The sequence below is a fragment of the Caldivirga sp. genome (assembly GCF_023256255.1).
Taxonomy (GTDB): domain Archaea; phylum Thermoproteota; class Thermoprotei; order Thermoproteales; family Thermocladiaceae; genus Caldivirga.
In genome coordinates this window covers 65,204-91,342 of the sequence record NZ_JAGDXD010000043.1, presented here as the reverse complement: position 1 = coordinate 91,342, position 26,139 = coordinate 65,204, and the positions used below count along the sequence as shown (strand labels likewise).

The window sequence follows — 26,139 nt, the reverse complement described above, 5'->3', positions numbered from 1 at the left end:
TAGTGCAATTTTACTGAGGCTCAATGGAGAAAGGTTTATTAATATGAAAGGTTGAAGGCAGCCTAAGAACCATTTATGGATTGCATCTTCAAGGCGATTTCCGACTTAGATAAAGACCTCAGGTTCAGGAATAGTGAAGTATGCTTAACCAATGATAACAGAATAATAGTGAGCAGTGATGGTAAAGAGGAATCCTATCAACTAAGTGACATACAGAGGGTGTACGTTGAGGATGGAATCGGTATAGGTAAGCTTATCCTTGTTACTAAAAAAGGCGAGGAAATTGAAGCCGCATACTTCACTAAGAAGCCCATTGAGGAGTTTAGGAAGTTTGCAATAATTGTTAATGGACGCATAAACGGTAATGGGCATTATGAAGGTATTACATTAGCTGGACAAAGTAGAAAATCTAACGTTAGGAGCACATTACTCTGGCTGCTTAACTTCATGAGACCTTACTGGCATAAGATGCTTATAGGGGTTATATTATCTATAGCCATAGCGATGCTTAACCTAGTTCCACCCTACCTGCTTAAGATACTGATTGATAACGTCTTCTTAACTAAGACTCACTCAATGAGGCTCTTCTATAATTTAACTTTAACATTAATAGGATCGTATGTAGCCGTTACGGCTTTATCAATAGCTCAGAACTACATACTTAACACTGTTGGGCAGAGGGTTGTGAATGATATTAGGTCTAAGGTGTTTGCACATGTCATGAAGCTTTCAGCATCCTTCATAGATAGAATGTCAACTGGTAGGATACTCTCAAGGCTAACTAATGATGCCGGTAACACTCAATGGTTAATGGTTTGGGGCTTACCAACGCTCATAGTTAATGTGCTAACCCTAATAGGTATAGGCGTAATACTGTTCACAATGGATGTTAAACTAGCGCTATTCGTACTATTACCAACCCCAGTAATAGCCTACATGATATATAGGTATCGTAAGAAGTCACATAGGGTTTACCATAGGAATTGGAGGAGGAGCGCTGATGTGACCAGCGCCCTATCAGACGCTATACCCAACTACATGGTTATAAAGTCCTTCGCCAAGGAGGATTATGAGTCAGGTAGGTTAAATGAACTCCTTAATAGGCTTTATGAGTCACAGGTTAAGGTAACTAAAATGAACGTCAGTTATTGGCCATTCCTCGGTTTACTAACATCACTGTCAACAGTCATGATGTGGTGGTTCGGTGGTGAACAGGTTATTGCTGGTACTATCCAGTTAGGTACCTTAACGGCATTCGTGTCCTACATGGCTCAGTTCTATGGACCGATAAACAACTTGAGTAACATAATACCATTCATACAGCAAGCAGTGACATCAGGGGATAGGCTTAGGGAGATAATGGAGGCTGAGCCCGACGTTAAGGAGCCTGAGAAACCTAAGAAGCCTGACCTAAAGGGTGACATATTGTTCAGTAATGTTTGGTTTAGTTACGATAAGTATACGCCTGTCTTAAAGAACATAAACCTGAGGATAAGGGTTGGTGAGAAGGTTGCCGTGGTTGGTAAGAGTGGTTCAGGGAAGAGTACGCTATCTAAGCTACTCCTTAGGATGTATGATGTGGATTCAGGGGAAATAAGGATAAACGGTGTTAATATTAAGGAAATTGACCTGCAGTACCTTAGGGATAGGATTGCCTACGTTCCACAGGAGGTGGCCTTGTTCGATAGTACAGTAGCCTACAATGTAGCCTATGGTAGTGGAAGAAGTGTTGAACCTTGGGAGATAATAGCTGCCTGTAAGGCTGCTAGGATTCATGATGAAATAATGCAGTTACCACTAGCCTACGACACTAACTTAGGTGAAAGGGGTTCATCATTATCCGGCGGCCAGAGGCAGAGGATTTCGATTGCTAGGGCAATTATTAAGCAGCCGGATATCGTTATCCTTGATGAGGCAACATCGAACCTTGATGTTATTAATGAGGCTGAGGTTTATAGAGCCATCATGAATTTAGCTAAGGGTAGGACAGCAATCTTCGTAACCCACAGTTTCGTTGAGGTTATGAGCGCTGATAGGGTAATAGTAATGTCTAATGGGGAAATTATTGAGGAGGGTAAGCCTAATGAATTATTAGCTAAGAGGGGGTACTTCTACAATATGTTTAAGGATCAGCTTGAATTATTCACAGGTGAGTTAAAGCTTCTTAAGAATGATGATAATAATGGAAATGCCTTAACGCTCAGGGATTACGTTAAGGATATTATGCTTGAACCAAGTAGCGTTAAGGTTAAGCCAGGAAGTAGAAGGAGTCTAGTCACACTGGTCGTTAATGGGGAAGTTTATAAGGATCTTAAACCTAGGTTACCGTTCCCAATATCTCAACCTGAATACGTCGCGTTCTATGATAAGGATGGTAGGGAGCGGTTCATTTTAAGTAACTATAAGGTTCTTGATGCTGAGTCAGTTAAGCTACTTGAGACTGCAATAGCTCTAAACAACTTCAAGCCTATTACGGTCAGTGTTAAGGCAATTAATGTTAAGGGTGATGAGCTGGAGTGGCACTTAGTGACTAACTATGGTGAAGTAGTAGTTAACACTAGGGGTAGGAGGAACGTAATGCTCATGGACAGTAAGCTAACGTTAGTTGACATTCATGATAATGTATATGAAATTGACTTAAAGAGACTTGATAAGGATAGCATTAAGCTAATAGCCGACACTGTGTGATTTCAATAACGTATTTTAAGGATTAATCACATCCTACTGTTATGCGTTATAAATAGTATTGGATTAAGTGGGCTTTATTATGAACCTAGCATCTACAGCGTATGAACCCTTCCCATTCTCAAGCATTATTACTGGGTTCAAGTCAGCCTCAGATATCTGCGGATTCTCAATCATTAGTCTAGAGAATTTGACAATCACATCTACGAGTGAGTAAATATCCCTCCTCGGCATACCCCTGTAGCCTATCATTAATTGGTAAGCCTTAGTTTCCTTAATCATGCTTAACGCATCATCCTCAGTAATTGGTGCAATCCTCATTGAAGTATCCTTATACAGCTCAGTTAAGATTCCTCCAATACCGAATAGAATCACTGTACCGAATATCCTATCCCTTAATCCCCCTACAATTACCTCAAGGCCTCCCTGAACCATGTGTTGAATTAGGAAACCGGAAACCCTGGCGTATGGAGCTAGGCGTTTAATGCTGCTGTTCATTTCTTCGCATGCCCTCTTAACCTCATCATCACTATTAACGTTAAGTATTACGCCACCAACATCAGTCTTATGCATTATATCAGGGGAAATCACCTTTATTGCAACTGGGTAGCCGACCTCATTAGCCGCCTTAATGGCTTCCTCATAGTTTGATGCAACCCTATACCCTGGTGTTGGTATCCCATAGGCTTCAAGTAGTTCATATGCCTCATAGTCAAGTAACTTAAACCTACCCTCGGAGAGGGCCTTAGCAACAATATCATGAACCATACTACTCCACCTCCTCCCTAAGCATCTTCTTAATCATACTGTACTCCACTAGGGCCCATAGGGCCCTGGCACCCCTATCCGGTGTTGCGTATACTGGTATTCCATTATTTTCTAGTGCTTCATTGAACTTCTCCATCATTGCGCTACCTCCAAAGGAAACCACCACCATGGGTTTCCCGTATCTTTTAGCATCAATAATATAGTTAACTAGGTTTGGGGTTAAGCCAGGTATCTGCATTAACGCAACTATGAGGGCCATGTCAACGTAACTAGTGGGTAGGATTGAATCAAGAACTATCTTATAGTATTCATCAGTTGCGCTTCCGGTTACATCAACAGGATTCCTAACTATGGCTAAGGGTGGTAGGAACTTCCTAAGCATTGATTGAATAGTTTCAGGTAGTTCAGGGACCTCAAGACCTAGGGTTGATAATGTGTCCACTGCCTGAATCCCCATTCCCCCACTATCCGTAAGTACAAGTACCCTCCTGCCTCTTGGTAAGGGTTGTGTGGCTAAGGCTTTCGCTAAGTCGAACATTTCCCTAACACTATTAGCCTCTATTAAGCCCGCCTGCCTAAAGGCACCCCTGTAGATTTCGTAGTCACCAGCTAATGCTGCCGTATGGCTCGCCACGGCACCTGCTGATGCCTTAGTCCTGCCTGCCTTGTAGACTATTACAGGTTTCATTTGGGTTACTTTCCTTGCAGTTTCAAGGAACCTTAATCCCTCACCAGGGTACTTTAACCCCTCCATGTATATTGTGATTACCTTAACGTTCCTATTATTGGCTAGGTACTCTAGGAGCTCAGACTCATTAACATCAAGCTTATTACCGTAGTTCACGGCTAAACCTATGCCTAGTCTTCTCCTTGATGCCCAGTCAAGTATTGCCGCCGCAACAGCTCCTGATTGACTTATTAGGGCTATTGGACCATTAGGTGGCCTACCCATCCTATCCTCAGGTAGAAAGAATGTGTCAAAGCCGTTATCCGCATTGTAAACGCCTATGCAGTTTGGGCCAAGTACCCTAACGGGGGTATTCTTCACAATCGCCCTAACCTCATCCTCAAGCTTCCTCCCTTCCTCACCAACCTCACTGAAGCCTCCACTAATTATAATCAATGCCTTAACACCCTTCTTAACTGCATCAGCCGTAACCTGGGGAACCACTGGGGCTGGTACTGCCACTACGGCTAAGTCAACCTCATCATTCACCTCAGTTATACTTTTATAGCACTTCACTCCATTTATTGAATCATACCTTGGGTTAACTAAAATGACCTTACCCTTAAACTTACTAAGTAGGTTACTCATTATGACGTAGCCGACGTGACCTGGCTTAGGTGTTGCTCCAATTACGGCTACTGACGATGGGTAAAACAAAACATCAATGCCCTTCCCCCCAGTACCAGTTGCCTCACTGGCTTCTTCAATAACCATATAGTACTAAATAGTTACTAGTGGTTTAAATATATTCCCACTTCACCTAGCCTATAGGCTTTTCATCTGCGAAGGGTTTATTTAAGGAGCAATCACTGTAGCGGTAATGAACCAGCACGGTGAAGTGTTAGGTAATGTTAATTACATTGAGTTCTACAGAGATGAGTTAACGGACTACTATGTTTATAGCGCCCTTGCTAGGGTTGAAAGGAATCAGGATAGGAAGAGGGCTTTAGAGGAGATAGCCTCAACAGAGCTTAGGCATGCGAAGTATTGGGAATTAAAGGCAAAGGAGGCGGGTCAAAGTGTTGGTGAATTTAAGGCCCCATTACTTAAGATCATGTTTTACCTAGTCCTAAGAATACTCTTCGGTCTTGCGGTTGTTATTAGGCTTAGGGAGAGGGAGGAGGATGAGGCTATTATAAGGTACGTTAACGCTAGGGATTTCGTAAAGGATTCCACGCTTGATGAAATAATTAGGGATGAGGTAGTACATGAGGATTACTTCATAGAGGAAGCAACTAAAATGAGTGAACGCTTCAGTAACATTAGGGATTTCATATATGGTATGAGCGATGGCTTGGTTGAGGTAATGGCGGCCTTAGCAGGATTAGTACCGGTTGTAACTAACCCGCTGTTAATAGCCATGGCTGGTTTAATAGTGGGGGTCGCCGGCACAATCTCAATGAGCATAGGAGCCTACATGTCGGTTAAGGCCCAATCAGAATTAATGAACTATAGGGTGAGTAAGGTGAGGACAGCTCTTAGGATACTGCCCATTAGTACCGTTAGCGATAAGGTGCTTGGTATCTTAAAAAGTAGCGGTGTACCTGAGGAGAAGGCTAGGAGTATTGCTAAGGAATTAAGTGAGTATAAGGATGCTGTATCGGATATGGTTATAACGAGGGAATTAGGCTACGTGGAATCAACCGAGGACGCTACTAAATCAGCAATAAGCACAGGAGTCTCCTACATGATTGGCGCTGCCTTAGTTATATTGCCATTCCCAACCATTGGGTTAATAAGTAAATACGCAGCATTGTTAGCGTCAATAATATTAATGATTATAGCAACGTCAATAGCCGGCTTATTTACTGCTGTTTCAAGTAACGCTAAGATTCGTAATGCAATCACCAGAAATGTAGGGTTAAGCCTGCTAGCATTAATGATAACATACCTAGTGGGTTCATTAGCCCATGCACTTGGGGCTACTGTGACATAGCTCATTGACAATGCCTTAGAGTTCCACATCAGGCCAATACCTCTTAACAACATCCATATCTAAGTCAACGCCTAATCCAGGTTCATCAGTAAGCCTAATGTAGCCTTTCTCAATTACCCTCCTCTTAGGTTTAACGACCTCACCCCAGAAGGGTACATCATGACCATGGAATTCAAGGACACCAAACGTATTCGCCACTGAGGCTACGTGGGCATGGGCCATTGTGCCTATTGGTGACGATATATTATGAGGCGAGTACTCTATATCATACATTGAGGCTAATTCAGCGATCCTAACGCCCTCACTTACACCGCCGGCCTTAACAATATCGGGTGCCCAAACCCTAACTCCAGTATTGAGGAGGTCCTTGAACTGGTATACGGTGTACAGGTTCTCACCAGTCTCAATAGGTATGGTGCAGTTCTGCGTAATTAACCTTAATTCATCAAGGTTACTAATCGTTATTTGAGCTGGGGTTGGATCCTCTATCCACCTTGGCCTATACTGCTCAATAGCCTTACATATCCTCACCGCAGTGTTAACACTATACCTCCAATGCAGGTCAAACATTATATCCACACCATCACCCACAGCCTCCCTAACAGCCCTAACTATTGAAGCTAAGTAGTCAATATCCTTAAGACTCAGTTCACCACTCATGATTAACCTTGGGTCAGTATAGGGTGTTGGAACATCTAAGTCAAACTTAATGGCAGTATAACCCTCAGCCACCATCCTCCTAGCCCTATCAGCATAGGACTCTGGGCTATAGTCACTATTCCACTTCTCAATCGATAATCTACCGTGTATTGGATTATTCTCAGTAACTAATCTACCTGACTCAACCTCAGTACTAGTGAGCCATGGTAATTTTTCCGGAAGCAGTAGTGAATTCATTGCCTCAAGCCCCTTACCACCATGCGCATCAACGTACACCCTAACCTCATCCCTATACCCACCTAATATTCTCCAGACAGGTACATTAAGGTACTTACCCACTAGATCGTAAAGGGCTATGTTTATCGCTGAAGCTAAGTGGTATGTACTTGTACCAGCGTATAATGTAGCCCACCTAATCTTTTGCTCAATCCTCCTAATCTTAAGCGCATCCTCACCAAGCAGCAGCCTCCTGAAATGCTGACTCATACCCCTTAACCCAGGTGCTGGACCAGCCTCACCAGTACCGTATAAGTCACCTGCATAAACCCTGACAAATGTCCACTCGAAGTTAGCTTGAACAGTTGCAACTTTTAAGTCGGTTATTCTTAATTCACGCATAGTCAACAGTTACATATGTTGACTTAATAAGTATTAATTAATGATCATTAATGCATAAGCCGTACGTACTGTTAAAACTACTGTTCCTAAGTAACCATTGTTTTAAGGAAAGCCGGCTTAATGCTTATGCTATAGAGTATAAGGCAACATCCCCCTCCTTAATAACTTTAAGCATCCCCCTCCTCCTATAGTACCTTAGGACCGCATCAGCGGTTATTAGGGCTTGTGGATAAAGGCTCCTCTTAACCCCATATTCATGTATTAGATTCGTCGCGAACTCGCATATTGTCATTGGCCTTTCCTCAAGTAGGGACTTAGCAATGTTAAGTATCCTATTAACAGACTCCACTGACGCATCAATAAACCCCCTAATTTCATCCCCCTCCAATACTCTCTTGGCGAAGGGTAAGTAATTGTGCCCTGGAACAAGCATGTTAACCTTAATGCTTCTTAATGAACTTAAGGTCTGTAGATAATCATCTATAGACGTTAGCTGAGGTATTGAATCCGTGGTTTCTGAACCCCTTATACCAGAACCCTGTACTGCATCCGAGGTGAACATTACACCATCAGCAATACACACCACTGTACCTGAAGTGTGGCCGAAGGCCTCAATGCACTTAACACCATCAATACTTAACATACCTCTGAAGGACTCGTGAACCATCGGTGAACCAACCTTACTCCTAAAGTCCCTTATGAAGGACTCACTGAACTCTGGCGTGAAGCATCTTCTATACTTTAGTGGGAAGAATGAGTCAACGTTTATTACGTTATTGTACAGGAAGCCTCTGGCAACCTCATGGGCGATTACCCTAACACCCCTGCTTGCTAAGTACCCGCTTCCACCGGCATGATCCTCATGTGGATGAGCAATTATCGCTACCTTAGGTAACCCTATTACCTTAACCACATCCTCTATTATGCCTGATGTTGATGTGTCAAGCAGTACCCCACTATCCTTAACGTAAACCATGTTTAACTCAACATCACCATAATACGTACCTACTAGGCTAACCCTACTTGTTAAATCTCTAACAGTAACCTCAACCATACTCTGACCTCAAGCCCTATAATTTAAAGTATTTCACCATATAAAATGCTTAACTTTAACTTGAAGGAGCATGGTGGATAAGCAGTGAATTATTCTTAATGACCGTTACTGTAGGGCTAATGTTGAGTTAAGTTACGTCTCTTAAGTATTTTAACTACGGCTGAGAAGTCGTCATCGCTTAATCCACTTGTCTCAGCCATCCTATATAATTGAAGTGATAATGCTGCCATTGGTATTGGTACTCCCAATCTGCTTGCCTCCTTATTAACCAAGTCAAGGTCTTTCCTCATGTGTTTTGTAGCGAACTGAGGACTAAAGTCATTATTAATCATCTTAGGTACCTTAAGCTCTGAGGTTGGTGACCTAGCGCTTGAGAGCTTAGTCAACACATCCATTATTACGCCACTGCTTAATCCCATAGCTTCACCCAGGTTAACAACCTCAGCTAAAGCTGCCACATAGGAGCCAAGCAACGCATTATTGATTAACTTAGCGTAAAGCCCATACCCATTAGGCCCAATGTGAATTATGTAACGGGCGAAGTGCCTAACCACCTCGTAAGCCCTCTCATACGCTTCCTTCTCACCACCAATTAGTACTACGGCCTCGCGTTTCTCAATAAGTACTGAGGTACCTATTATTGGTGCATCAACCATTAATCCACCCTTCTCCTTAACCTTACTGGCCAATTCAATTGATGTTGATGGAGATATCGTTGACATTTCAATTATCAAGGAGCCTTGCTTAATCCCATTAATGACCCCTCCCTCACCCAGCATAATGGATTTGACTGCATCATCATCCGACACTATTGATACTACTACATCAACATTACTGGCTAATTCAGCAGGATTATTGAACACATGAACCTTAAACTCTTCTGCAAACCTCAGGGCCTTACTCATAGTTCTATTAAACACTCCTACAAGTAATCCATCATCCCTAAGGTTCTTAGCAATCCTCCAACCCATCGTGCCCAAGCCTATTAAGCCTACCCTAACCATAGGTTGTGCTTACCTTAATTAAAATTAAACTTATCGCTCATGCTAATTAAGATTCAATAAACAACTCTTGTTAAATTCACCTTTAAATTGAACTTAAACCGAAGACAACGTTAACCTTAAAATAATAATGGAGGACCCAGTTAAAAACAAGTATTGCCCTCATGGAGACTTAGATTACTAAGACCGTAGATGTAGTACTCATAGCGCTTGAATTGATTTTAAGCCTTATACTTCTTTTCATCTTATCTTACGTAACGAGGAGCATATACATTAGGAGAGCGGGACTGGGTTAATTGCTTGGACAACCAGCGTAATGGCATATCTATAGTATTAGGTTTAAGGCTTTAAATAATGATTCTAATTCATTTACTTGAATGAGGAGCTGTATTTAATTTAAGGATGAAGTTAAGATTAAGCTAAACTATATTTACCACCCTAGTGTTAATTAAGTATGGAATTGGATCCGTCTGTTGCACGCCTAGCGTACATGTTGTCTATAATATTTCTAGTGCTGGCTCTTTTCGCATTACCCTTTGATATTCACGTTGAGGCTGCATTAATAATTGACCTAGTGGTAATAGTGATGCTCATTGCATTCCTAACGTTCATTATAGTTAACGTTAGGAGGAACGCATGAACACGCTTGCCTTAATGTAACAGCGTCATTATGCCCTAAGTTCGTTTAATGGGTAAACAGGCTAATATCCGGTTACTGCATTAATAAAAATATGTCATCAGCCATCGATAACATTACTAGTAAGGCTTCTGAGAGGAGTGGGACTGGGGCGTTAATAGCTGCGATTAGGATGCTTAATAGGGGTGCTATACGCCATGCCTTATCAGCATTAATGAAGGAGATTGAGTTTAACGGTGAGAGGAAGCCGCTACTTGAATGGGTTATGGCTGCCTACGCAGGTAATGAACCTTGCCCAACTGTAGCGCATTTGGCTTCACCGTTCTTTAAGGCCATGGTTAAGTTAACCATGAGTTACTTCCATGCTAATGAGGATGACGTTAAGCAGATACTTAGTGACCCAGCTGTTAGGAGGGGTATTGTTACTACACTTAGGGGTATTGCATTATTTGGTGTAACCACTCCCCAGAAGCTTCCTGCGCCATTCTTCATAGTTTGGAACTTCACTAACCTATGCAACCTTAAGTGCGTTCACTGTTATCAGAATGCCGGTAAGCCACTACCAAATGAGTTAACCTTAGAGGAGAAGCTTAGGGTAGTTAAGGAACTTGATGAAGCTGGCGTACCAGCAATAGCCCTATCTGGTGGTGAACCAACAATACACCCAGACTTCTGGGTTGTATTAAACGAGATGAATAGAAGGGGCTTTTACTCAGCGGTGGCTACTAATGGACTCATGTTCGCTAACATGGAGTTCGCTGAGAAGGCTAAGAAGGCTGGGTTAAGGTACGTGGAGATTAGTATCGATGCTGCTGACCCAGCTGTTCACGATAAGTTTAGGGGGGTTGAGGGGGCTTGGGATAAGGCCGTTAGGGGGCTCATTAATGCCGTTAAGTTAGGCTTCAGTGCCGCATTAGCCTTTACAGTGACCAAAACTAACATTGACCAGGTTGATAAGATACTTGACCTAGCCCAGGAAATAGGCGTGAGGAGGGTCGTCTTCTTCAACTTTGTCCCAGTGGGTAGGGGCCGTGAGAACCTGGATATTGACTTATCACCCGAGGAGAGGGAGAGTTTCATGAGACATATTTACATGGAGATGAAGAGGAGGAACATGGAGATAGTTACTACGGCACCTTACTATGGTAGGGTTGTTAATCAGCTAAGCAATAATAGTGATACAGCCCCAACGCACTTTGTAGTTGCCAGTGACCCAATAACAAGGGAGTTAACCGAATTCATTGGTGGCTGTGGAGCTGGTAGAATCTACGCTGCAATTGAACCTGAGGGAACCCTCACACCATGTGTCTTCCTACCCTACCCAGTGGGTAACCTTAGGACTAGGTCATTTTGGGATATTTGGATGGACCCATTCATGGAGAACTTCAGAGACAGGAGCAGGCTTAAAGGCTTCTGCGGCCGGTGCCCATATAAGATGATTTGCGGTGGCTGCAGGGCTAGGGCGTATGGGTACTTCGGTGATGTTTTAGCTCCAGATCCAGGATGCATATATAATTCCAGGGAGTGGAAAAGGCTTAAGGATGAGGTTGAACAGTGGGCTAAGATTAAGGTTACAGTATCCAAGTTAGGGTTCAAGTAAGGTGACTTAATTAATGAGGGTTCTATTAGCAGTTCCACCAGGTATTGATAAAATGGAGATATATAAGGTCCTTGGGCTTAAGGCGCCACCACTTGGACTGGCTTGGATTGCAGCGGTTCTTGAAAGGGCTGGACATGAGGTTAAGATAATTGACTCACCAACCGAGGGTATTGACCTAGGAACCTTCATTAACGAGGTTAAGGCATGGAGCCCTGATATAGTGGGCTTAACGGCATTAACACCAACAATATATAAGGCTTATGATACTGTTAAGGCAATTAAGGAGTATGATAAGGACTTGCCCATAATGATGGGTGGACCACATGCATCATTCATGTATGAGGAGGCGTTAAACAATGGGGTTGATGTAGTGGTTAGAGGCGAGGGGGAGTACACTACACTGGACCTCATCAACACCATTGAGAAGATGGGAATGAATAAGGATGCTCTCAAGGAGGTTAATGGCATAGTTTTCAGTAGTGGTGGTGAGGTTATTAGGACAAGGGATAGGCCACCCATAAGGAACCTTGATGAGTTACCATTTCCAGCACGTCACCTACTGCCAATGGATAAGTACACAATATTCGGTAAACCAATTAGGATAATTCACGTCATGGCTAGCCGTGGTTGCCCATACGGTTGCTCCTTCTGCTCAACATCATACTACTGGGGTAGGTTAATTAGGTATAGGTCTGCGAAGAATGTCGTGGATGAAATTGAAGAGGCTGTTAATAAGTACAACACTAATACTGTAGTCTTCACTGATGATGAGTTCACCCTAGGTAAGAGATTTGTTTACGACTTTTTAAGGGAGTTAAGGGAAAGGAAACTCGACATAAACTTCTCCTGTGGTTCAAGGGTTGATACTATTGATAGGAGGATGATGAGCGACTTACTAAACCACGGTTGCACAGCCCTTTACTTTGGTGTCGAATCAGCTAGTCAAGACACCATAAATAGGATTGGTAAAAGGATAACCATTGAGCAGGCCATTAAGGTCTTTGAATGGGTTCATGAGCTTAAGGTTAATGCAGTAGCATCATTCGTTATAGGTTTCCCATGGGAAACAATAGATGACATGAAGAGAACCGCTAAGTTCGCCGCTAAGCTTAACCCATCTTATGCACAGTTCACGGTAGCAACACCATACCCTGGCACTCCACTTTATTATCAAGCCGTTAACGAGAACCTTATTGAGGATTGGAACTGGGAGCATTACACGACATTGAGGGCAGTCATGAGGGGTTATAGGTTCACTAGGCAGCAGGCTGATAAAATGCTTCAATACGCCTACAGGGTCTTCTACCTCAGGGCAGGATTCCTTGCAAAAGAACTGTTAAGCGGCAAGTTAAGCATGGTGATTACGGCTATTAAGAATTCAATTGTACCCTGGTTCATTGACAGGTTAATGAAGCGGAATGAGTAAGAGTTGCTTAATAGTGAGGGAATCTTATCTTTGATTAAATGTATTAAGCTATGTGCTTCTTAACACGTGTAGAATTCTCCTTGCCGGTAATAATGCGTTCTCAAACTGTTCTTTACTAATCCTTAGCCCAAGTAAACTAAGCATACTTAATAGTACATTAACCTCACTTGAGAGCTCACCCTTCTCCATGTAATTATGAATTAAGTCTAGGATTGATACGGCAGTCTCTATACCGAAAACCCTAGCAATCCATATTAGGGCATCAGGAACATTAAGGAGAATTACGTTCCTTCCGGAAAGCCGTATTAATAGGTACATGTAGAGTAGGGTCACGTTATTTATTGTGATGCAGTTATCTAATTTACTGCAGTCACGGTTATTCATCATGTAGCTATTGTACACATGAATACTACCCTTATTTTTAGAAATCCTTAAGTAAACTTTGATATCGCCTAGTTCAAGTAGCTTAATGTTCCTTCCCAACTTATTCCTCACCCTAATTAATCTTCTAAATAATTTATATACAGAATCCCTACTGCAATTCCTCATGGTTAATACTGATGTTGAAATTATGGGTAATCCCATGCAGTCTAGGCCTAGTGATAAGCATAGGTTTACCCTATGGTAGAGTATGCGTAAGACCAGGTGAGTAGTGTCAAAGTACGATATTGGACACACGTTATCCGGAATTGATTTATAATCCACAGCAATTAGGGTAAGTAACCTATTTATTAAACATTCTACTTGAACGGAACGCTGCAGAGGCAATATCACCTACAATTAACTGTGGCGCATTAGTAATGATATTAGTAAACCCATTATAATCGCCAACGCGTATATTGTAAAAATGTACCATGGGATTCCAAAGAGTCCTGCAACAACGTAGACTGCAATAGGTCCTACGTGAGCCTCGTTAAGCCATTCATTACCAAGGTACTTGATGTAAATAATCCATGGCCCAGCCTTATCGGTAGCTATCCTTAACACTGTTCCATTACTAACTAAGGTACTCATACTACTTATCTTTCCGCTTGAATTAACAAGGATTGATGCATTCGCGTCTGTTGGTAATCTATTATTAGCTTTAATTAATACAAGTATTACTATTGAGCTGCCGGAGGCTATTGTACCATTATTAAGCACCCTAATTAATACTCTTGGATTCGCCTTAATGACCTTTACCAGTTCATTAAAGCCACATGATAGGTAATTGATATTACCAGGCCAGTACACTGTAATATTGTATACCCCAGGATAAGGTGGTACGTATGATTCTTGAAATTTACCATTAGTTACGTAAGCCATGATTAATGATTTATTCACGTAAATTGGCACTTGACTAATTGGTGCGGTTACATTACCACTTATTATTAGCTTATCCCCAACAATTAATGATCCATTAATGTTCACATTGATTAAACAGGGCGCCCTCAGTACCATTAGGGATGACTCAACTGCTGATGGTAGGTAATTCTGGGAACCCGGGTAATAGAGGGTTAAGTTGAAGTAACCTGCTCTATTTGGTTTCACGTAGGTGTAGCCCGTACCGTTAATTACATTAATGTAGCCGATGAATGTCTTATTTAAGTATAGGTAAACTGAAGCCGTTATGCCTGGGCTTAGGTTAACCGTCACCTTTAATGAATCTCCATAAACTATGGTTGAGTTAACTAGGTAGCTTATATTGACCTTAGCTGGTTTAACAATAATCTTAGCCTGGCTTGTTATTGAGAAGGATTGGGATGGGGAGTAGGTTACGTAAACTATGTAGATCCCAGTCTCATTAGGCTTAAATGACAATAACGCGTAGCCACTTGAATTTGTGCTCACTGAACCCAATGCAACATTGATCCCATTTAAAGTAACCTGGTATTGAAGGGTTTGATTAACTATACTGTAGCCATCGGCGGTTAAGTTAATTAACATGCTGGCTAATTCCCCATACGTTACATAAAGTAACCCAGGCGTAATACTCATGGATGGTTTAAGTATATTAAGTAGGATTATAGTACTGAAGTAGTACGAGTAACCCCCATAATCAGTCATCGTTAAGGATACGTTTAGAGGCATTGGACCCGGCTGAAGAGCAAGCAACCCCACCGTGAATTCACCATTACCCTTTAGGGCAATTGGACTACCAGTAATGCTTACTGGAAGCTGAGGTGATAATGGTGAAACGTAAACATACTCCTCAGTAATTGGGGCCGGCACATTAACATTAATGATTACCCTAGAATCAACACCAAGCGGCACTGTTGAATTAGGTGAGGTAATTAACGCTACTGGCTGATACGCAGTTATGTTGAATTTAATTAACCCAACCACACAACTACCGTAAGTGAATAATGCTTGAGCACTATAAGATCCACTATTAACTATGAAGAAACTACTGCCGGTGACTTGGCCATTAATCATAATCCCCATAGTTAAGTTGCTTAAATATGAACCATAGAAGCTTACGCTATGCCCAGTTATAACAGGAATACTTGAACCATTAAACACCCTTAAGGAAACTGAGCCATAGGTAAGGTTAATGGAGTACCATGGCTTCACTGAATAAACCTGAAATGAGTACGTGGAGTAGGATTGCCCATTAAACGTTAGCTGCGCTGAAACTGTACCATTTATGAACATTAATGGTTCCTGGAACACGTATTCCCCATTAATAGTAACATCATAGGATGAGGAAAGAGCACCCACACTGCTGACTAGCCTTAATTTAACGGGCTCAGCTGAGTAAAGTAAAATGTTTAATACTGGTGATGAGTAAGGTATGATTACCTTAGAGTTATTAACTGGTGATGTGATTAAGCCACATTGCGTCACATAAGCACTAATTATTGTTGGCTTATACATTATTAGACTGTAAGACTTACTGGTGGTGAAATTGATGATGCTTAAGGTAACGTTAATTGAGTAATTACCGTATGGTAATGAGTAGACTGATACATTAACCAGCTTATAGGAGCCAGCAGTGAGGTTAAGCGTTGTTGAGTATGAGTATACGTTACTAATTCTAACACTTAATACTGCACTTTCATTAATGGGCGCGGTGGAGTTGATTATTGATGCATTAACTACTAGTGTGAATGAGTTTAGGGGGGTTGATACTACATTGTTAACTGGATATTTAACCCAGTTCTCATAATTTAAGCTAACTAAATTAACGCTAAGAGTGATGTTAAGTATGGGTTTAGTGAAGTTACTTGCATGGGTTGAATTAGTTAAACTACTGGTAGCTGGGTTAAGCTGCGGGTTAGCTATAGTGATCAACGACATTACCACTGCGAACATTAATACTGCTAACAACCCCCTCATACTTGACTAGTAGGGTTAAGGGATTCCTTATTAAGCATTATTCAAATCTATGAACTGGCCGCTTGCCCTTCTTTATTTACTTGAGTTACCTTAGCCTTAACTATGCGTGATGTTGGGGCGAAGCCTACGTAGTCCTCAAGGCTCCTTGGGACAAGGTAACCAGGTGACCTAACCCTAACACCATTTATTGATATGTGACCATGAACTATTAACTGCCTAGCCTCATGAATAGACCTAGCCATACCCTTCCTATACACTATGGTTTGAAGCCTGCGTTCAAGTATTGCCGTTACATCAAGGGCTAGCACTGAATCAAGTGGCATACTAACATCGTTTATTAACCCCATTCTAAATAACCTATCCTTAAGCCTCTTCTCAGCCTCCTCCCTAACTTCCATCGGAGCTGAAAGTATCTCCCTAGCCCTATGCTTAATACTCCTTAATAGTGCCCTAGCTAACCAAAGCTCCTTCTTATTCCTCAAACCATACTCACCAATTAGCCTAAGCTCACTCATCAATAAGTCGCTATTCCACAGCCTCTTCGGTTTCCCCTCAACATACTTCTTCTTAGGCCTCTTAGGATCGCCCATTACGCTCAACGTGAGTATATGGTATATAAATATTTCCCAGCATAATTAACATTAGTATTAATGAAAAGCTTGAACCTTATCCTTTAAGGCGTATTCACTAACCTTAAGTGAGGTCTCAGTACCACTTGCTTTATTCACCATCCGCTGGTTAATCTTTGAAGTTTCAATAGTCCATAAGGACAATGGAAATATCGGTTTCAATCCTATGCGCAAGATATTTCGCATCCATTGGGTGAAAGTTAATTAACTCTAGTAGACTTGGAAGTTAGGTGCATTAACCATGAATAATGAGGTGGCTGTATGCATGGGGCAGATTAAGGTTGTCTTCAATGATGTTGAAGGTAATTTAAGTAGGGCTGTTGAAGCTATTAGACGTTCCGCATCCATGGGTTGTAGTATTGTTGTTTTACCTGAAACACTGGATATTGGTTGGCTCAACCCTGATGCGGTTGAATTAGCTAAACCAATACCTGGCCAATATAGTGATATCCTGGTAGACGCCGCTAAGTCACATGGAGTATACGTTGTTGCTGGTTTAACTGAACGCGACAATGGTAAGGTGTATGATTCGGCGATTTTAGCCTCCCCAAGAGGTGAACTAATGTGGAAGTATAGGAAGATTAACTTAACCCCTGAGGAGCAGGAAATATATGAGGTTGGTGATAAGGTTGGCGTAGTGGATACTGAGTATGGTAGAATTGGAGTAGATATTTGCATAGATAATGCACCCAGTAACCTAGTTTTAGCCCACTCAATGGCAAGGATGGGGGCAATCATGATACTTTCACCATCAGGCTGGGCGGTACCACCCACGTATGATTTAAGTAAGGAAAGCTACTTAGATGGATCATATGGGAAGCATTGGATTGTCTCATACACAACAATGGCTAGGTTATACGACATGGCAATTATCGGTGTAAGTAGTGTTGGCGAGATGAGTAAGGGTCCATGGAAAGGCTGGAGACTAATAGGCTCATCATTAGCAGTAGGACCTGGGGGAATTATATTGGTTAAAGGCAAGGAGGGTCCTAATGCGGAGGATTTAATAAGAGTTAACGTGAATGTACCCTTAAGGCAAATTAAGGGTACTAGGTATGCTGAATTCCTATGGAGTAGGGGATACTTCATGCCATAATTAAATTCACTATGCTCATTCTCAAACATCCCACATTGCACATTATTCCATATGCTTGCTTAGTGGTCATTAAATTGCCTAATGCGGTTTCAATGCATTAATTAAGATTAATTAGTCCTGTACATTCTCAAAGTAGTGTCATAAGTGAATGCAGCAAATGTTAATCCACCATAAATTACGAATACTTCATTATGAGTATTTTCATCAGCTTGCTCATAATCTATATAGGGACTACTAACCTGTGCCTTAACAATTCTATTCCTTATGTTTCCTTTAGGTAGACCTAATGTGAGATTATTCCTTGGTATGTTCATTTTACTCACCTCGAGTTACTCCCCTCTCATAGGCTTTATAAACCTTTCTCCATCGCTGTTAACTTAATTCATAGTCAATATATGAAATTCCATAACCAATATAGACTGATGATTTTCATTAATGAGACTTAAACCAAGCCTAGTTTAATCATGCATCCTCCTCAATAATCCTTAACCCAAGTAGTCTTGCTAATATCTTTAAGTCCCCTCTCCAATCACCGTAGAATACAACCCTATGCCATCCAGCCCTCCAAACCCAATTCTTAGCTAGGGCTTCAACATTAGCCTTAGCCACTAGCTTTGTGGCGCACGCCCTTAAATGATACTCATTATCAATCGCCCTAGCAGTATGTATGGCTAGTGTCCTCTCCTCTGGGCTTAAACCAACAACTGTTACTGTTTCATTGACGGGTAACCTAACATGTATTGAAAGCTTCTTACCACCTCCATGGGCTGGTGTTATTATGTATGGGCTTAACTCCATTGAGTCAAAACCCTTAGCATTTATGGGCGCGTAACAGTGGAAGTAAACTATCTCACCCTTACTCATGTCTGGCGCTGGGTCATTTATAAAGCCTGGAACATTTGCGTAAAACTTCATTAGCAGCATTAATGTTCCTGAAATTAAGTCCCCCTCACATATTGATACTATCTTGTCCCTGAGTGTAAGCTCCATGAAGGGCAAGCATGGCCAAGTATCCAGGAAGCCACTGTTATAGAGAACTATGTCATCCATGGTTACTGCATCAGCCTTATAATCGCTGGCAAGCCTCCTGAGCGCTAGGTAAAGCTTAGCTGGCTTAATTAAATCATCAATAGTGTGATCAACAACCTTTTCAGCATTCTTAAGCCACCTCTCAGCAATGGGCTTAGCCTCCTCATCAGTAACCTTACTGTAGTACTTCTCATTAAAATGCCTTATATCAACTAATTCTATCTTAACACCGAATATTGACTGAAGGTAAGCGCGTAAGCCATAAAGGTCTATGCTTAACGGGTACTCTAGGTGCATTAAATTCAATTCATCAGGTCCAACTACTGCAACAATTTTAGAATCCCTCAATCTGCCTATGGTCTCAAGCATCCTTACGTACTTATCAAGTAAACTTAAGCTGGATAAGTCCCTCACAACAATACCAAACACTGGTAGATTCAACTTAAGAGCCCTAGAGTATTCCATTAGGAATTCACCAGCGCCACCGTAAGTGTCAGATATCAGTATTGTTGGGATACCCCTCGATAAAATTGGCCTAACAATGCTTGGTATACTCCATGAATTAAAAACCAATACGCCAGTAGTGTCGCCTGGTAACCTAGACACTGTACTTGATGCTTCATTAATACTTGAGACCGTGAAGAAGTCAAATTCAATGTGAGGGAACTTTTTCTGTAGGTACTGTTTGACATTATCGACGAAATCCTTAGAGGTACCTATTAAGAACACAGAAAGCCTCATATTACATAAGGTAAGTTTCCTTAAAATATAAGTTTTACTGCAATAAATGTAAATACTATTTAATACTAATATAAAGTTTAATTAATTCACTGATCATTTAGTAAGAGGTCGTTAAGTTTAGGATTTAATGAATTTATGCGATGCCATTTACCTACCATTACTCCTTACTAAATAACTAACATTAACTGGGGAAACCCTTATAAACACTGTCCCTCTTCAAGAACTTCAGCGGCGTAGGGAAGCCTGGTATCCTGCGGGGCTCATAACCCCGAGGTCGGTGGTTCGAATCCACCCGCCGCTACTTCCCTAACGTTAAACATATGGCTCAGCTCCGTTGCATATGGTGTTCATTAATTGTTACTGTAGCATAAGCTACATCTTGGTAAATAACCTTAGATTCATTACTATGCTGGCCCCTGGGAGACTAGACCTAGGTTATTTCATTGGAGCTTACTTGGGTGAATGCTTAATAAGGGAGCCACACTCTACTCATGGCGATTAGGCGTAATGAGTAGTGTAATGGATCAAGTTAGTAGAATGGGTACGTACTTCATAGAGTTTGAAACCCCATTCAGTTGGCATTTGAGGGCTGTTAACAGGGTTCTTTACTCAGGTGAGTCAAAGTACCAGAGGATAGCTGTTGTTGAGTTTAAGGATTTAGGTAAGGCTCTTGTGCTTGACGGTAAGGTTCAGAGTTCATTATTTGATGAGTATGTTTATCATGAGTCCCTGGTTCACCCAGCAATGGTACTTAATGGAAGCCCAGAGAGAGTACTCATAATTGGTGGAGGGGAAGGCGCCACTGCCAGGGAGGTGCTTAAGTGGGATACTGTTAAGGAGGTGGTGATGGTTGATATTGATGAGGAGGTTGTTAAGGTCTCCAAGGAGTATTTACCTGAGATGCATGGTGGATCATTCTACGATAGTAGGTTTAAGCTAATTATAGGTGATGGGAGGAAGTTCCTTGAGGAATCCAGTGAAAAGTTTGACGTAATAATAATTGATGCAACAGACCCATTGGAGGGGGGTCCATCTTATCTTCTTTACACCATCGAGTTCTATAAACTCGCTAAAAGTAGACTCACAGCTAACGGGGTCCTAGCCACCCAGGCAACTAACATGGCTTATGCCTTAAGGGTTCTATCAGTGATATACAGGACTATTGGGACCGTTTTCAGTAAAGTGAGACCGTATCAGTCATACATGCATTCCTATGATGCCCCCTGGGGATTCATAGTAGCTAGCGATACTACTGATGCGCTTCAATTAACGCAGGCTGACGTTGATAATGCCTTAATGAAGCATGTTAAAGGGAATACTAGGTATTACGATGGGTTAACCCATGTTCACATGTTTACTTTACCTAAGCACATAAGAATAGCCCTTGAGGATAAGGAGGTTAAGCCGGCAACGGACTTGAACCCAACCTTCATGCCTATGTAATTTAAATTAACTTCACTGGTTGAAGATACTCGATTAATTAATTTAAAACATTAATGCTGAACTGAATTAAGGGCCAGCATTAACACAAATGCAGGTGGATACGAGATACACGTGAATTAACCGCTAGTAGCCGCTGTAATGAATTGGCATACGCCAATCAAGCCCAATAGTCCTTAACCCAACCCTAGGCACCACGGGGGTTCTACGCTTATGCTCAGTTGTGATTACTCTCCTCCATACCTGCTCGATAAGGCTAAGCGGCTTCCCTGTAGCCTCCTGCGCCTTCTGGGGGCTCATTCTTAAGTCTACTAAGGCGTGGAGAATCACATCAATATCTGCGTAGCTAACACCTAATTCACCCTCAGCGGTCTGGCCTTCCCATAGGCGTGGGCTTGAGGGCTTTGTGACTATTGATTCAGGTAAGCCTAAGTGCCTCCCAAGCATCCTTACTTGGCTCTTGTAAATATCCCCTATTGGCAATATATCTACACCACCATCACCATACTTAGTAAAGTAACCTATTAGTAGCTCACTCTTATCTCCAGTGCCTGCAACTATCATACCATTAATGTTAGCGTAGTAGTACAGTATAGTCATCCTGATTCTAGCTAATATATTGCCATTGGCGACTACTTCGTTTTCACTAAATGCAGGTATTGAGCTTGAGAATGACGCCCTGATGGAGTCAATGTTCACTATATAATACCTTATGCCCAATATTTGGGCTAATTGAACAGCGTCCTTAACATCCTCAGGTGGCGTTGTCTTAAATGGCATTATTAAGGCAAGAACCCTATCTTTGCCTAAGGCCTTAGTTAATAATGAGGCTGTAACACTTGAATCAACACCGCCACTAAGCCCTATAACAGCGCCCTTAGCCCCAGAACTGTTTACGTAAGTTCTTATGAAGTCAACTATCCTCCTTTCAATGTAATCATAGTTAACGTTAAGTAACTTATCTAGGGTGATCCAGGGCTGCATATTAGGCTACGCTACTTAACCTAATTAACGCTTTCGTCTTAAGTTAATGACATTAATGATGTGTTACGCTTAAACCTAAGTATTATTAGGTGTATTTAACAGCTGCCGCTTTTAACTAATCATTAATCTTATTGCATATTACTGAGCAGTTAATATGAATCAATACGAGTGTTTAGGGGTGTTCTAGAGTGAAGATTTTTTAACTAGTGGGTAGTTTAGTGTACTCGTGTCAATGTACCGTAGGGTTATTAGAATTGGGGAGAAGAGCATAGGGGTAACGTTACCTAAACAGTGGCTTGATTCGCTAAATATTGGGCTTGGAGACTTAATAGAGGTTAAGGCTGTGGAAGACATGTTAATAATAAAGCCTGTTGTTTCTGAACATGGTTCAAGCAACACAGCCGTATTATCATCCGGTGAGGGTTCTGATGAAGCCATGAGGATAATAATAGCTGGCTACATTGAAGGCTTCGATGATATAATGGTTAAGGGCCCCAGGGAAAGCATTAGGCGGGCTTACCAGACTATTGAATCAAAGTTACCTGGCTCACTCATACTTGAAGGTGAGGAAGGCATTATGGTTAAGGTAGCTACTTCAGAAACAAACATAGATCTTAAGATGGTTATAAACAGCACCTCAACAATACTTAACGCTATGTTTGATAAAATATCAACATACCTTGAATCCGGCGACTCATCACTACTTGATGAGGCTGTTGGAATGGATGACCAGGTTGATAAGCTTTACTTCTTAGCCTTAAGGACAATTAAGAAGTTGTCCTTCAGGGATCCTAAGGAGTCAATAGATGATACGATAATAGTTAAGAATATGGAGCATGTTGCCGATGCCCTAGATAGAACAGCCAGTACGCTTAAGAGAATGCAGAAGATTGAGCCTGATTGCGTAAAGGAGCTTAACAATAGGATTAAGGATGTTTGGTCATATACGCTTAGGGCAATAAACTCATACCAATCAGGGTCTAAGGAGCAGGCATTAAAGGTAATAATGAGTAGGGAGGAATTATTAAGCAGAATGTTTAACCTAGTGAGGAAACCATGCAGTGAGGAGATGGCTGGAATAATGCATGAACTGCAGTTAATAATAGCCTTATCAGTGGACATTGCTGAGGCAACATTCTCTAATTACGTTAGGTCAGTTACTAAGAGGCAATCTAGTAAGGAGATTAATGAAAGCAATGATGAGCAATCTATTTAGACCTAGTATTGAATAGCCTTGAAGGAATCTAGGTTAATTTACGTGAGACCAAATATAGTGTTAAGTTAAGTTAAATTAAGGCAAATATATTAAAGTATGCTTGATGCTTCCCAAAGCATCTTTGATGCAATAGACCTATCCCCAAGATAATACCTCTCATGGGCTGCATCAGAAAGAGCCACTGAGGCTAATGCCCTAAGAGGCATATTAACATAGGTGCGTGTAATTTCCTTAACCCTAAGCCGTAGGTCACTTGCCCTCATTATTAATGCTGGCCCAATGATTACCATTGAGTCACCTAACTCCTTAACCAGGCTATTAATCCTGGAGATGCCCCTTTCAGTAATAGTAATCATTGTAATCCCCTTATCTCCACTATACCTATCAACTAAGCCATCACTAATCAATGCTCTTAAAGAGTCCCAAACATCACTAGAGTACCATGGTGGGTACTCGTAACTTACCCCTAGGTGGTTTCTGAGGAGGTACATAATTATGAATAATCTTAGGGCCTCCATTTTTGCTTCACTCAATATGAGTAGGATTACGTCACCAAGGTTTATCCTTCTAAAACCTGGGAGACCACTAAGTTTACTGACTTTACTCATTTCAGTAAAGGAGCTAGTACCCATTTATTAAAGTATCCACGGAAAGGTTTATTATTATATTTCCTTTAACTCAACATTATGGAGTACCTGGTGGTCAGGTGCCCTAAGTGCAGTATGCCTTCAGCAGTGAGACTTGGTTCAGTAAGCCACATGTGTCCCTACTGTGGCAGTAGGTTTAGGATAAGTGAAGGCACCATAATTGCTAAGGCTAGGAATGGTAGAGAGGCCAGTGAACTCATAAGAAGGATACTGACCCAGTATCATTAGTATTACTTGGATTAACCAAGGCTAGTGAATTCATCAGCCCTCGTTATTAACCTACCGTACTCATAATCATTAAACCATCCGCATCCCTGAACCCTCACCCTTATTATGCCTGAATCTAAATTAATAATGGCCATGGTTCCGTCCTCACCATTAGAACCCATGAGTGAACCCGGATTAACCACTATTGATTCACCTAAATCCTGAATGCTAGGCTTGTGAGTGTGCCCAGTTAACACTAATCTAGCGTTAAAGTAATGGGCAATCCTCCTCAAATGCATCCTAGCCTCCTTCTGATGCCCATGAATAATGAGGACCCTTAAACCCTCAAGGTCAAGTAATTCCTTATCAGGTAATAATACAGTGTCAGTTTCACCAGCAACTGCAATTAAATTGCCTAGCTTCTTTAAATCGCTTAAAACCTGTTCATTAGATAAATCACCCACGTGAATTATGAAATCGAAGCGTTCACTCTTAATCAACCTCACTAGGCAATTCTCAGGTAATGAACCATTGACTACGTGCGTGTCACCAATTACAATAAGCTTAATCATGGTTTAATAGTCCCCTAGACGTATTAAAAACTACCTCCACTGTTTTAGGAATCTTTATATTTAAAGCCACCGAATATTAAGTATGGGTAGTAATTGCCAATGTGAGGAATTGAAGGAGCTACTGGAAACTATGAGGAGAATTGAGGATAAACTGGATAGGGCTGGTTTATCAGTGTTGGCTGATGTTGACTTATCGTCAACATTATCATCACTAATGAAGCTGCTAACCGAGCCTAAGGTAATTGATTTAATAGACAAGTTAACCAAGATACTCAACATGCTGAGCCTAATAAACCCATCACTACTCATAACGTTAACATACTCGCTAAATTGCCTCAACGCAAGCATGAATAACGCTGATTTACTTAATCCACCTGAAGTAACCATTGATGACTTAGTTAAAGAATTATCTAAACCTGAATACAGTAGGGCACTAGGCATTATGCTAATAATGCTTAAGAACACAGCTAAATGCATTGAAGGAGGTACTCATGCTGAAGGGAGTAGTACTTGACTTAGATGGTACACTTGCGGATACAGCTATAATACACGGTGAAGCGTGGAAAATGGCATTAAGGGACCTAGGTGTAGTGGCTAGTATTAATATTAATCAACTACTGGGTAAGAGAGCCCCTGAAATAGCCTTAGAACTAGCTGGAGGTAATTTAGAGCTTGCGCAGAGACTCTTGGAGAGGAAGAATAGCTACTTCAAGAGACTCGTAGGTCTTGCAAAACCCAAGCCCTGCGCTATTGAATTATTGAAGACTCTAAGAGGGATTGGAGTTAAACTGAGTGTCGTAACTTCATCAAATAGAGTTTCCGCATACACAGTTCTTGAAACGGTAAACATGATTAATCTACTTGACTACATCATAACTGGTGACGATGTTAGTAAGGGTAAGCCGGACCCGGAACCCATTAATAAGGCGCTTAGCCTAATGAATAGTGAGCCAGAGAGCACCATGGGGGTAGGGGATACTATACACGATTACGAGGCTTATTTAAAGGCTGGCTTAAGGATCATTGTGATAATATTGAATCCGCTAATGATTAGGCACTTAACTCAGTTTGAGAAAGCTATAATTATAGATAACCTATGTGTACTACTTAATGCGCTTAAGGTAATTTGGAGTTAAAAACACCTTTCA

At 41.5% G+C, this 26,139-nt stretch carries 24 protein-coding genes and 1 tRNA gene; 12 read left to right on the top strand and 13 right to left on the bottom strand.

Annotated features, from left to right (window positions below):
- The first annotated feature begins 75 nt into the window (after positions 1-75).
- A complete protein-coding gene (locus Q0C29_RS07020) occupies positions 76-2,688 on the top strand; it encodes a DUF1854 domain-containing protein (RefSeq protein WP_291999945.1) in 2,613 nt (870 codons plus the stop codon).
- 63 nt (positions 2,689-2,751) lie between these two features.
- On the opposite strand, the gene Q0C29_RS07015 is transcribed toward Q0C29_RS07020, so the two are convergent.
- Both Q0C29_RS07015 and Q0C29_RS07010 read right to left on the bottom strand, forming a co-directional pair.
- The gene (locus tag Q0C29_RS07015) at positions 2,752-3,453 is read right to left on the bottom strand and encodes an acetate--CoA ligase family protein (RefSeq protein WP_291999944.1); all 702 of its coding nucleotides are present in this window, start codon (positions 3,451-3,453) and stop codon (positions 2,752-2,754) included.
- A 1-nt stretch (position 3,454) separates the two neighbouring features.
- Positions 3,455-4,894: a CoA-binding protein gene (locus Q0C29_RS07010; protein WP_291999943.1), complete on the bottom strand. Its 1,440-nt coding sequence runs from the start codon at positions 4,892-4,894 to the stop codon at positions 3,455-3,457.
- A 106-nt stretch (positions 4,895-5,000) separates the two neighbouring features.
- Between Q0C29_RS07010 and Q0C29_RS07005 the strand changes: the two genes are divergently transcribed.
- A complete protein-coding gene (locus tag Q0C29_RS07005) occupies positions 5,001-6,116 on the top strand; it encodes a VIT1/CCC1 transporter family protein (RefSeq protein WP_291999942.1) in 1,116 nt (371 codons plus the stop codon).
- 15 nt (positions 6,117-6,131) lie between these two features.
- Here Q0C29_RS07005 and Q0C29_RS07000 read toward each other — a convergent pair whose 3' ends face one another.
- The 3 genes from Q0C29_RS07000 to Q0C29_RS06990 all read right to left on the bottom strand — a co-directional run bounded on the left by Q0C29_RS07000 (position 6,132) and on the right by Q0C29_RS06990 (position 9,452).
- Complete coding sequence (locus tag Q0C29_RS07000) at positions 6,132-7,394, bottom strand: mandelate racemase/muconate lactonizing enzyme family protein (RefSeq protein WP_291999941.1); 1,263 nt, start codon at positions 7,392-7,394, stop codon at positions 6,132-6,134.
- Positions 7,395-7,518: 124 nt separating this feature from the next.
- Entirely contained in the window at positions 7,519-8,448 is a 930-nt protein-coding gene (locus Q0C29_RS06995) for an MBL fold metallo-hydrolase (RefSeq protein ID WP_291999940.1), read from the bottom strand.
- 116 nt (positions 8,449-8,564) lie between these two features.
- The gene (locus Q0C29_RS06990; RefSeq protein ID WP_291999939.1) at positions 8,565-9,452 is read right to left on the bottom strand and encodes an NAD(P)-dependent oxidoreductase; all 888 of its coding nucleotides are present in this window, start codon (positions 9,450-9,452) and stop codon (positions 8,565-8,567) included.
- Between the two features lie 451 nt (positions 9,453-9,903).
- Between Q0C29_RS06990 and Q0C29_RS06985 the strand changes: the two genes are divergently transcribed.
- The 3 genes from Q0C29_RS06985 to Q0C29_RS06975 all read left to right on the top strand — a co-directional run bounded on the left by Q0C29_RS06985 (position 9,904) and on the right by Q0C29_RS06975 (position 13,112).
- Positions 9,904-10,089 (top strand): hypothetical protein, encoded by a 186-nt coding sequence (locus tag Q0C29_RS06985; RefSeq protein WP_291999938.1) that lies wholly within the window; start codon positions 9,904-9,906, stop codon positions 10,087-10,089.
- Between the two features lie 91 nt (positions 10,090-10,180).
- Entirely contained in the window at positions 10,181-11,686 is a 1,506-nt protein-coding gene (locus Q0C29_RS06980) for a radical SAM protein (RefSeq protein WP_291999937.1), read from the top strand.
- 13 nt (positions 11,687-11,699) lie between these two features.
- Complete coding sequence (locus tag Q0C29_RS06975; RefSeq protein ID WP_291999936.1) at positions 11,700-13,112, top strand: radical SAM protein; 1,413 nt, start codon at positions 11,700-11,702, stop codon at positions 13,110-13,112.
- Positions 13,113-13,160: 48 nt separating this feature from the next.
- Here the strand turns inward: Q0C29_RS06975 and Q0C29_RS06970 are convergent, their stop codons facing one another.
- The 3 genes from Q0C29_RS06970 to Q0C29_RS06960 form a co-directional block, all read right to left on the bottom strand.
- Positions 13,161-13,817, bottom strand: coding sequence for a hypothetical protein (locus Q0C29_RS06970; RefSeq protein ID WP_291999935.1), 657 nt, complete (start codon positions 13,815-13,817; stop codon positions 13,161-13,163).
- A gap of 75 nt (positions 13,818-13,892) precedes the next feature.
- Positions 13,893-16,430, bottom strand: coding sequence for a hypothetical protein (locus tag Q0C29_RS06965; protein WP_291999934.1), 2,538 nt, complete (start codon positions 16,428-16,430; stop codon positions 13,893-13,895).
- Between the two features lie 47 nt (positions 16,431-16,477).
- A complete protein-coding gene (locus tag Q0C29_RS06960) occupies positions 16,478-17,020 on the bottom strand; it encodes a 30S ribosomal protein S4 (RefSeq protein WP_291999933.1) in 543 nt (180 codons plus the stop codon).
- Between the two features lie 280 nt (positions 17,021-17,300).
- On the opposite strand from Q0C29_RS06960, the gene Q0C29_RS06955 reads away from it, so the two are divergent.
- Complete coding sequence (locus tag Q0C29_RS06955) at positions 17,301-18,155, top strand: carbon-nitrogen hydrolase family protein (RefSeq protein WP_291999932.1); 855 nt, start codon at positions 17,301-17,303, stop codon at positions 18,153-18,155.
- A gap of 107 nt (positions 18,156-18,262) precedes the next feature.
- Here Q0C29_RS06955 and Q0C29_RS06950 read toward each other — a convergent pair whose 3' ends face one another.
- The gene (locus Q0C29_RS06950) at positions 18,263-18,469 is read right to left on the bottom strand and encodes a hypothetical protein (RefSeq protein ID WP_291999931.1); all 207 of its coding nucleotides are present in this window, start codon (positions 18,467-18,469) and stop codon (positions 18,263-18,265) included.
- Between the two features lie 148 nt (positions 18,470-18,617).
- Positions 18,618-19,925 (bottom strand): fucose isomerase, encoded by a 1,308-nt coding sequence (locus Q0C29_RS06945; protein ID WP_291999930.1) that lies wholly within the window; start codon positions 19,923-19,925, stop codon positions 18,618-18,620.
- A 227-nt stretch (positions 19,926-20,152) separates the two neighbouring features.
- Between Q0C29_RS06945 and Q0C29_RS06940 the strand changes: the two genes are divergently transcribed.
- Together Q0C29_RS06940 and speE are read left to right on the top strand one after the other, a co-directional pair.
- Positions 20,153-20,226, top strand: a tRNA-Met gene (locus Q0C29_RS06940).
- 161 nt (positions 20,227-20,387) lie between these two features.
- Positions 20,388-21,368, top strand: a complete 981-nt coding sequence (gene speE / locus Q0C29_RS06935) for a polyamine aminopropyltransferase (protein ID WP_291999929.1) — start codon at positions 20,388-20,390, stop codon at positions 21,366-21,368.
- A 123-nt stretch (positions 21,369-21,491) separates the two neighbouring features.
- Here speE and Q0C29_RS06930 read toward each other — a convergent pair whose 3' ends face one another.
- The gene (locus Q0C29_RS06930; RefSeq protein WP_291999928.1) at positions 21,492-22,349 is read right to left on the bottom strand and encodes an NAD+ synthase; all 858 of its coding nucleotides are present in this window, start codon (positions 22,347-22,349) and stop codon (positions 21,492-21,494) included.
- Between the two features lie 232 nt (positions 22,350-22,581).
- Here Q0C29_RS06930 and Q0C29_RS06925 point away from each other — a divergent pair, with 232 nt between their 5' ends.
- Positions 22,582-23,565: a phosphate uptake regulator PhoU gene (locus Q0C29_RS06925; RefSeq protein ID WP_291999991.1), complete on the top strand. Its 984-nt coding sequence runs from the start codon at positions 22,582-22,584 to the stop codon at positions 23,563-23,565.
- Between the two features lie 89 nt (positions 23,566-23,654).
- On the opposite strand, the gene Q0C29_RS06920 is transcribed toward Q0C29_RS06925, so the two are convergent.
- On the bottom strand, positions 23,655-24,173 hold the full coding sequence (locus Q0C29_RS06920) for a hypothetical protein (protein ID WP_291999927.1): 519 nt from the start codon (positions 24,171-24,173) through the stop codon (positions 23,655-23,657).
- A gap of 78 nt (positions 24,174-24,251) precedes the next feature.
- On the opposite strand from Q0C29_RS06920, the gene Q0C29_RS06915 reads away from it, so the two are divergent.
- The gene (locus tag Q0C29_RS06915) at positions 24,252-24,440 is read left to right on the top strand and encodes a DUF1922 domain-containing protein (RefSeq protein WP_291999926.1); all 189 of its coding nucleotides are present in this window, start codon (positions 24,252-24,254) and stop codon (positions 24,438-24,440) included.
- An 11-nt stretch (positions 24,441-24,451) separates the two neighbouring features.
- Here Q0C29_RS06915 and Q0C29_RS06910 read toward each other — a convergent pair whose 3' ends face one another.
- The gene (locus Q0C29_RS06910) at positions 24,452-24,991 is read right to left on the bottom strand and encodes a metallophosphoesterase family protein (RefSeq protein WP_291999925.1); all 540 of its coding nucleotides are present in this window, start codon (positions 24,989-24,991) and stop codon (positions 24,452-24,454) included.
- An 82-nt stretch (positions 24,992-25,073) separates the two neighbouring features.
- Here Q0C29_RS06910 and Q0C29_RS06905 point away from each other — a divergent pair, with 82 nt between their 5' ends.
- Together Q0C29_RS06905 and Q0C29_RS06900 are read left to right on the top strand one after the other, a co-directional pair.
- On the top strand, positions 25,074-25,505 hold the full coding sequence (locus Q0C29_RS06905; RefSeq protein WP_291999924.1) for a hypothetical protein: 432 nt from the start codon (positions 25,074-25,076) through the stop codon (positions 25,503-25,505).
- Complete coding sequence (locus Q0C29_RS06900; RefSeq protein ID WP_291999923.1) at positions 25,483-26,127, top strand: HAD family phosphatase; 645 nt, start codon at positions 25,483-25,485, stop codon at positions 26,125-26,127. The genes Q0C29_RS06905 and Q0C29_RS06900 overlap by 23 nt, the downstream gene beginning before the upstream one ends.
- Positions 26,128-26,139 lie beyond the last annotated feature (12 nt).

Bases quoted from the DNA above. Each gene is read 5' to 3' on its own strand.
- Q0C29_RS07020 (WP_291999945.1), top strand. From the start codon at position 76: ATGGATTGCATCTTCAAGGCGATTTCCGACTTAGATAAAGACCTCAGG.
- Q0C29_RS07015 (WP_291999944.1), bottom strand. From the start codon at position 3,453: ATGGTTCATGATATTGTTGCTAAGGCCCTCTCCGAGGGTAGGTTTAAG.
- Q0C29_RS07010 (WP_291999943.1), bottom strand. From the start codon at position 4,894: ATGGTTATTGAAGAAGCCAGTGAGGCAACTGGTACTGGGGGGAAGGGC.
- Q0C29_RS07005 (WP_291999942.1), top strand. From the start codon at position 5,001: ATGAACCAGCACGGTGAAGTGTTAGGTAATGTTAATTACATTGAGTTC.
- Q0C29_RS07000 (WP_291999941.1), bottom strand. From the start codon at position 7,394: ATGCGTGAATTAAGAATAACCGACTTAAAAGTTGCAACTGTTCAAGCT.
- Q0C29_RS06995 (WP_291999940.1), bottom strand. From the start codon at position 8,448: ATGGTTGAGGTTACTGTTAGAGATTTAACAAGTAGGGTTAGCCTAGTA.
- Q0C29_RS06990 (WP_291999939.1), bottom strand. From the start codon at position 9,452: ATGGTTAGGGTAGGCTTAATAGGCTTGGGCACGATGGGTTGGAGGATT.
- Q0C29_RS06985 (WP_291999938.1), top strand. From the start codon at position 9,904: ATGGAATTGGATCCGTCTGTTGCACGCCTAGCGTACATGTTGTCTATA.
- Q0C29_RS06980 (WP_291999937.1), top strand. From the start codon at position 10,181: ATGTCATCAGCCATCGATAACATTACTAGTAAGGCTTCTGAGAGGAGT.
- Q0C29_RS06975 (WP_291999936.1), top strand. From the start codon at position 11,700: ATGAGGGTTCTATTAGCAGTTCCACCAGGTATTGATAAAATGGAGATA.
- Q0C29_RS06965 (WP_291999934.1), bottom strand. From the start codon at position 16,430: ATGAGGGGGTTGTTAGCAGTATTAATGTTCGCAGTGGTAATGTCGTTG.
- Q0C29_RS06960 (WP_291999933.1), bottom strand. From the start codon at position 17,020: ATGGGCGATCCTAAGAGGCCTAAGAAGAAGTATGTTGAGGGGAAACCG.
- Q0C29_RS06955 (WP_291999932.1), top strand. From the start codon at position 17,301: ATGAATAATGAGGTGGCTGTATGCATGGGGCAGATTAAGGTTGTCTTC.
- Q0C29_RS06950 (WP_291999931.1), bottom strand. From the start codon at position 18,469: ATGAACATACCAAGGAATAATCTCACATTAGGTCTACCTAAAGGAAAC.
- Q0C29_RS06945 (WP_291999930.1), bottom strand. From the start codon at position 19,925: ATGAGGCTTTCTGTGTTCTTAATAGGTACCTCTAAGGATTTCGTCGAT.
- speE (WP_291999929.1), top strand. From the start codon at position 20,388: ATGCTTAATAAGGGAGCCACACTCTACTCATGGCGATTAGGCGTAATG.
- Q0C29_RS06930 (WP_291999928.1), bottom strand. From the start codon at position 22,349: ATGCAGCCCTGGATCACCCTAGATAAGTTACTTAACGTTAACTATGAT.
- Q0C29_RS06925 (WP_291999991.1), top strand. From the start codon at position 22,582: ATGTACCGTAGGGTTATTAGAATTGGGGAGAAGAGCATAGGGGTAACG.
- Q0C29_RS06920 (WP_291999927.1), bottom strand. From the start codon at position 24,173: ATGAGTAAAGTCAGTAAACTTAGTGGTCTCCCAGGTTTTAGAAGGATA.
- Q0C29_RS06915 (WP_291999926.1), top strand. From the start codon at position 24,252: ATGGAGTACCTGGTGGTCAGGTGCCCTAAGTGCAGTATGCCTTCAGCA.
- Q0C29_RS06910 (WP_291999925.1), bottom strand. From the start codon at position 24,991: ATGATTAAGCTTATTGTAATTGGTGACACGCACGTAGTCAATGGTTCA.
- Q0C29_RS06905 (WP_291999924.1), top strand. From the start codon at position 25,074: ATGGGTAGTAATTGCCAATGTGAGGAATTGAAGGAGCTACTGGAAACT.
- Q0C29_RS06900 (WP_291999923.1), top strand. From the start codon at position 25,483: ATGCTGAAGGGAGTAGTACTTGACTTAGATGGTACACTTGCGGATACA.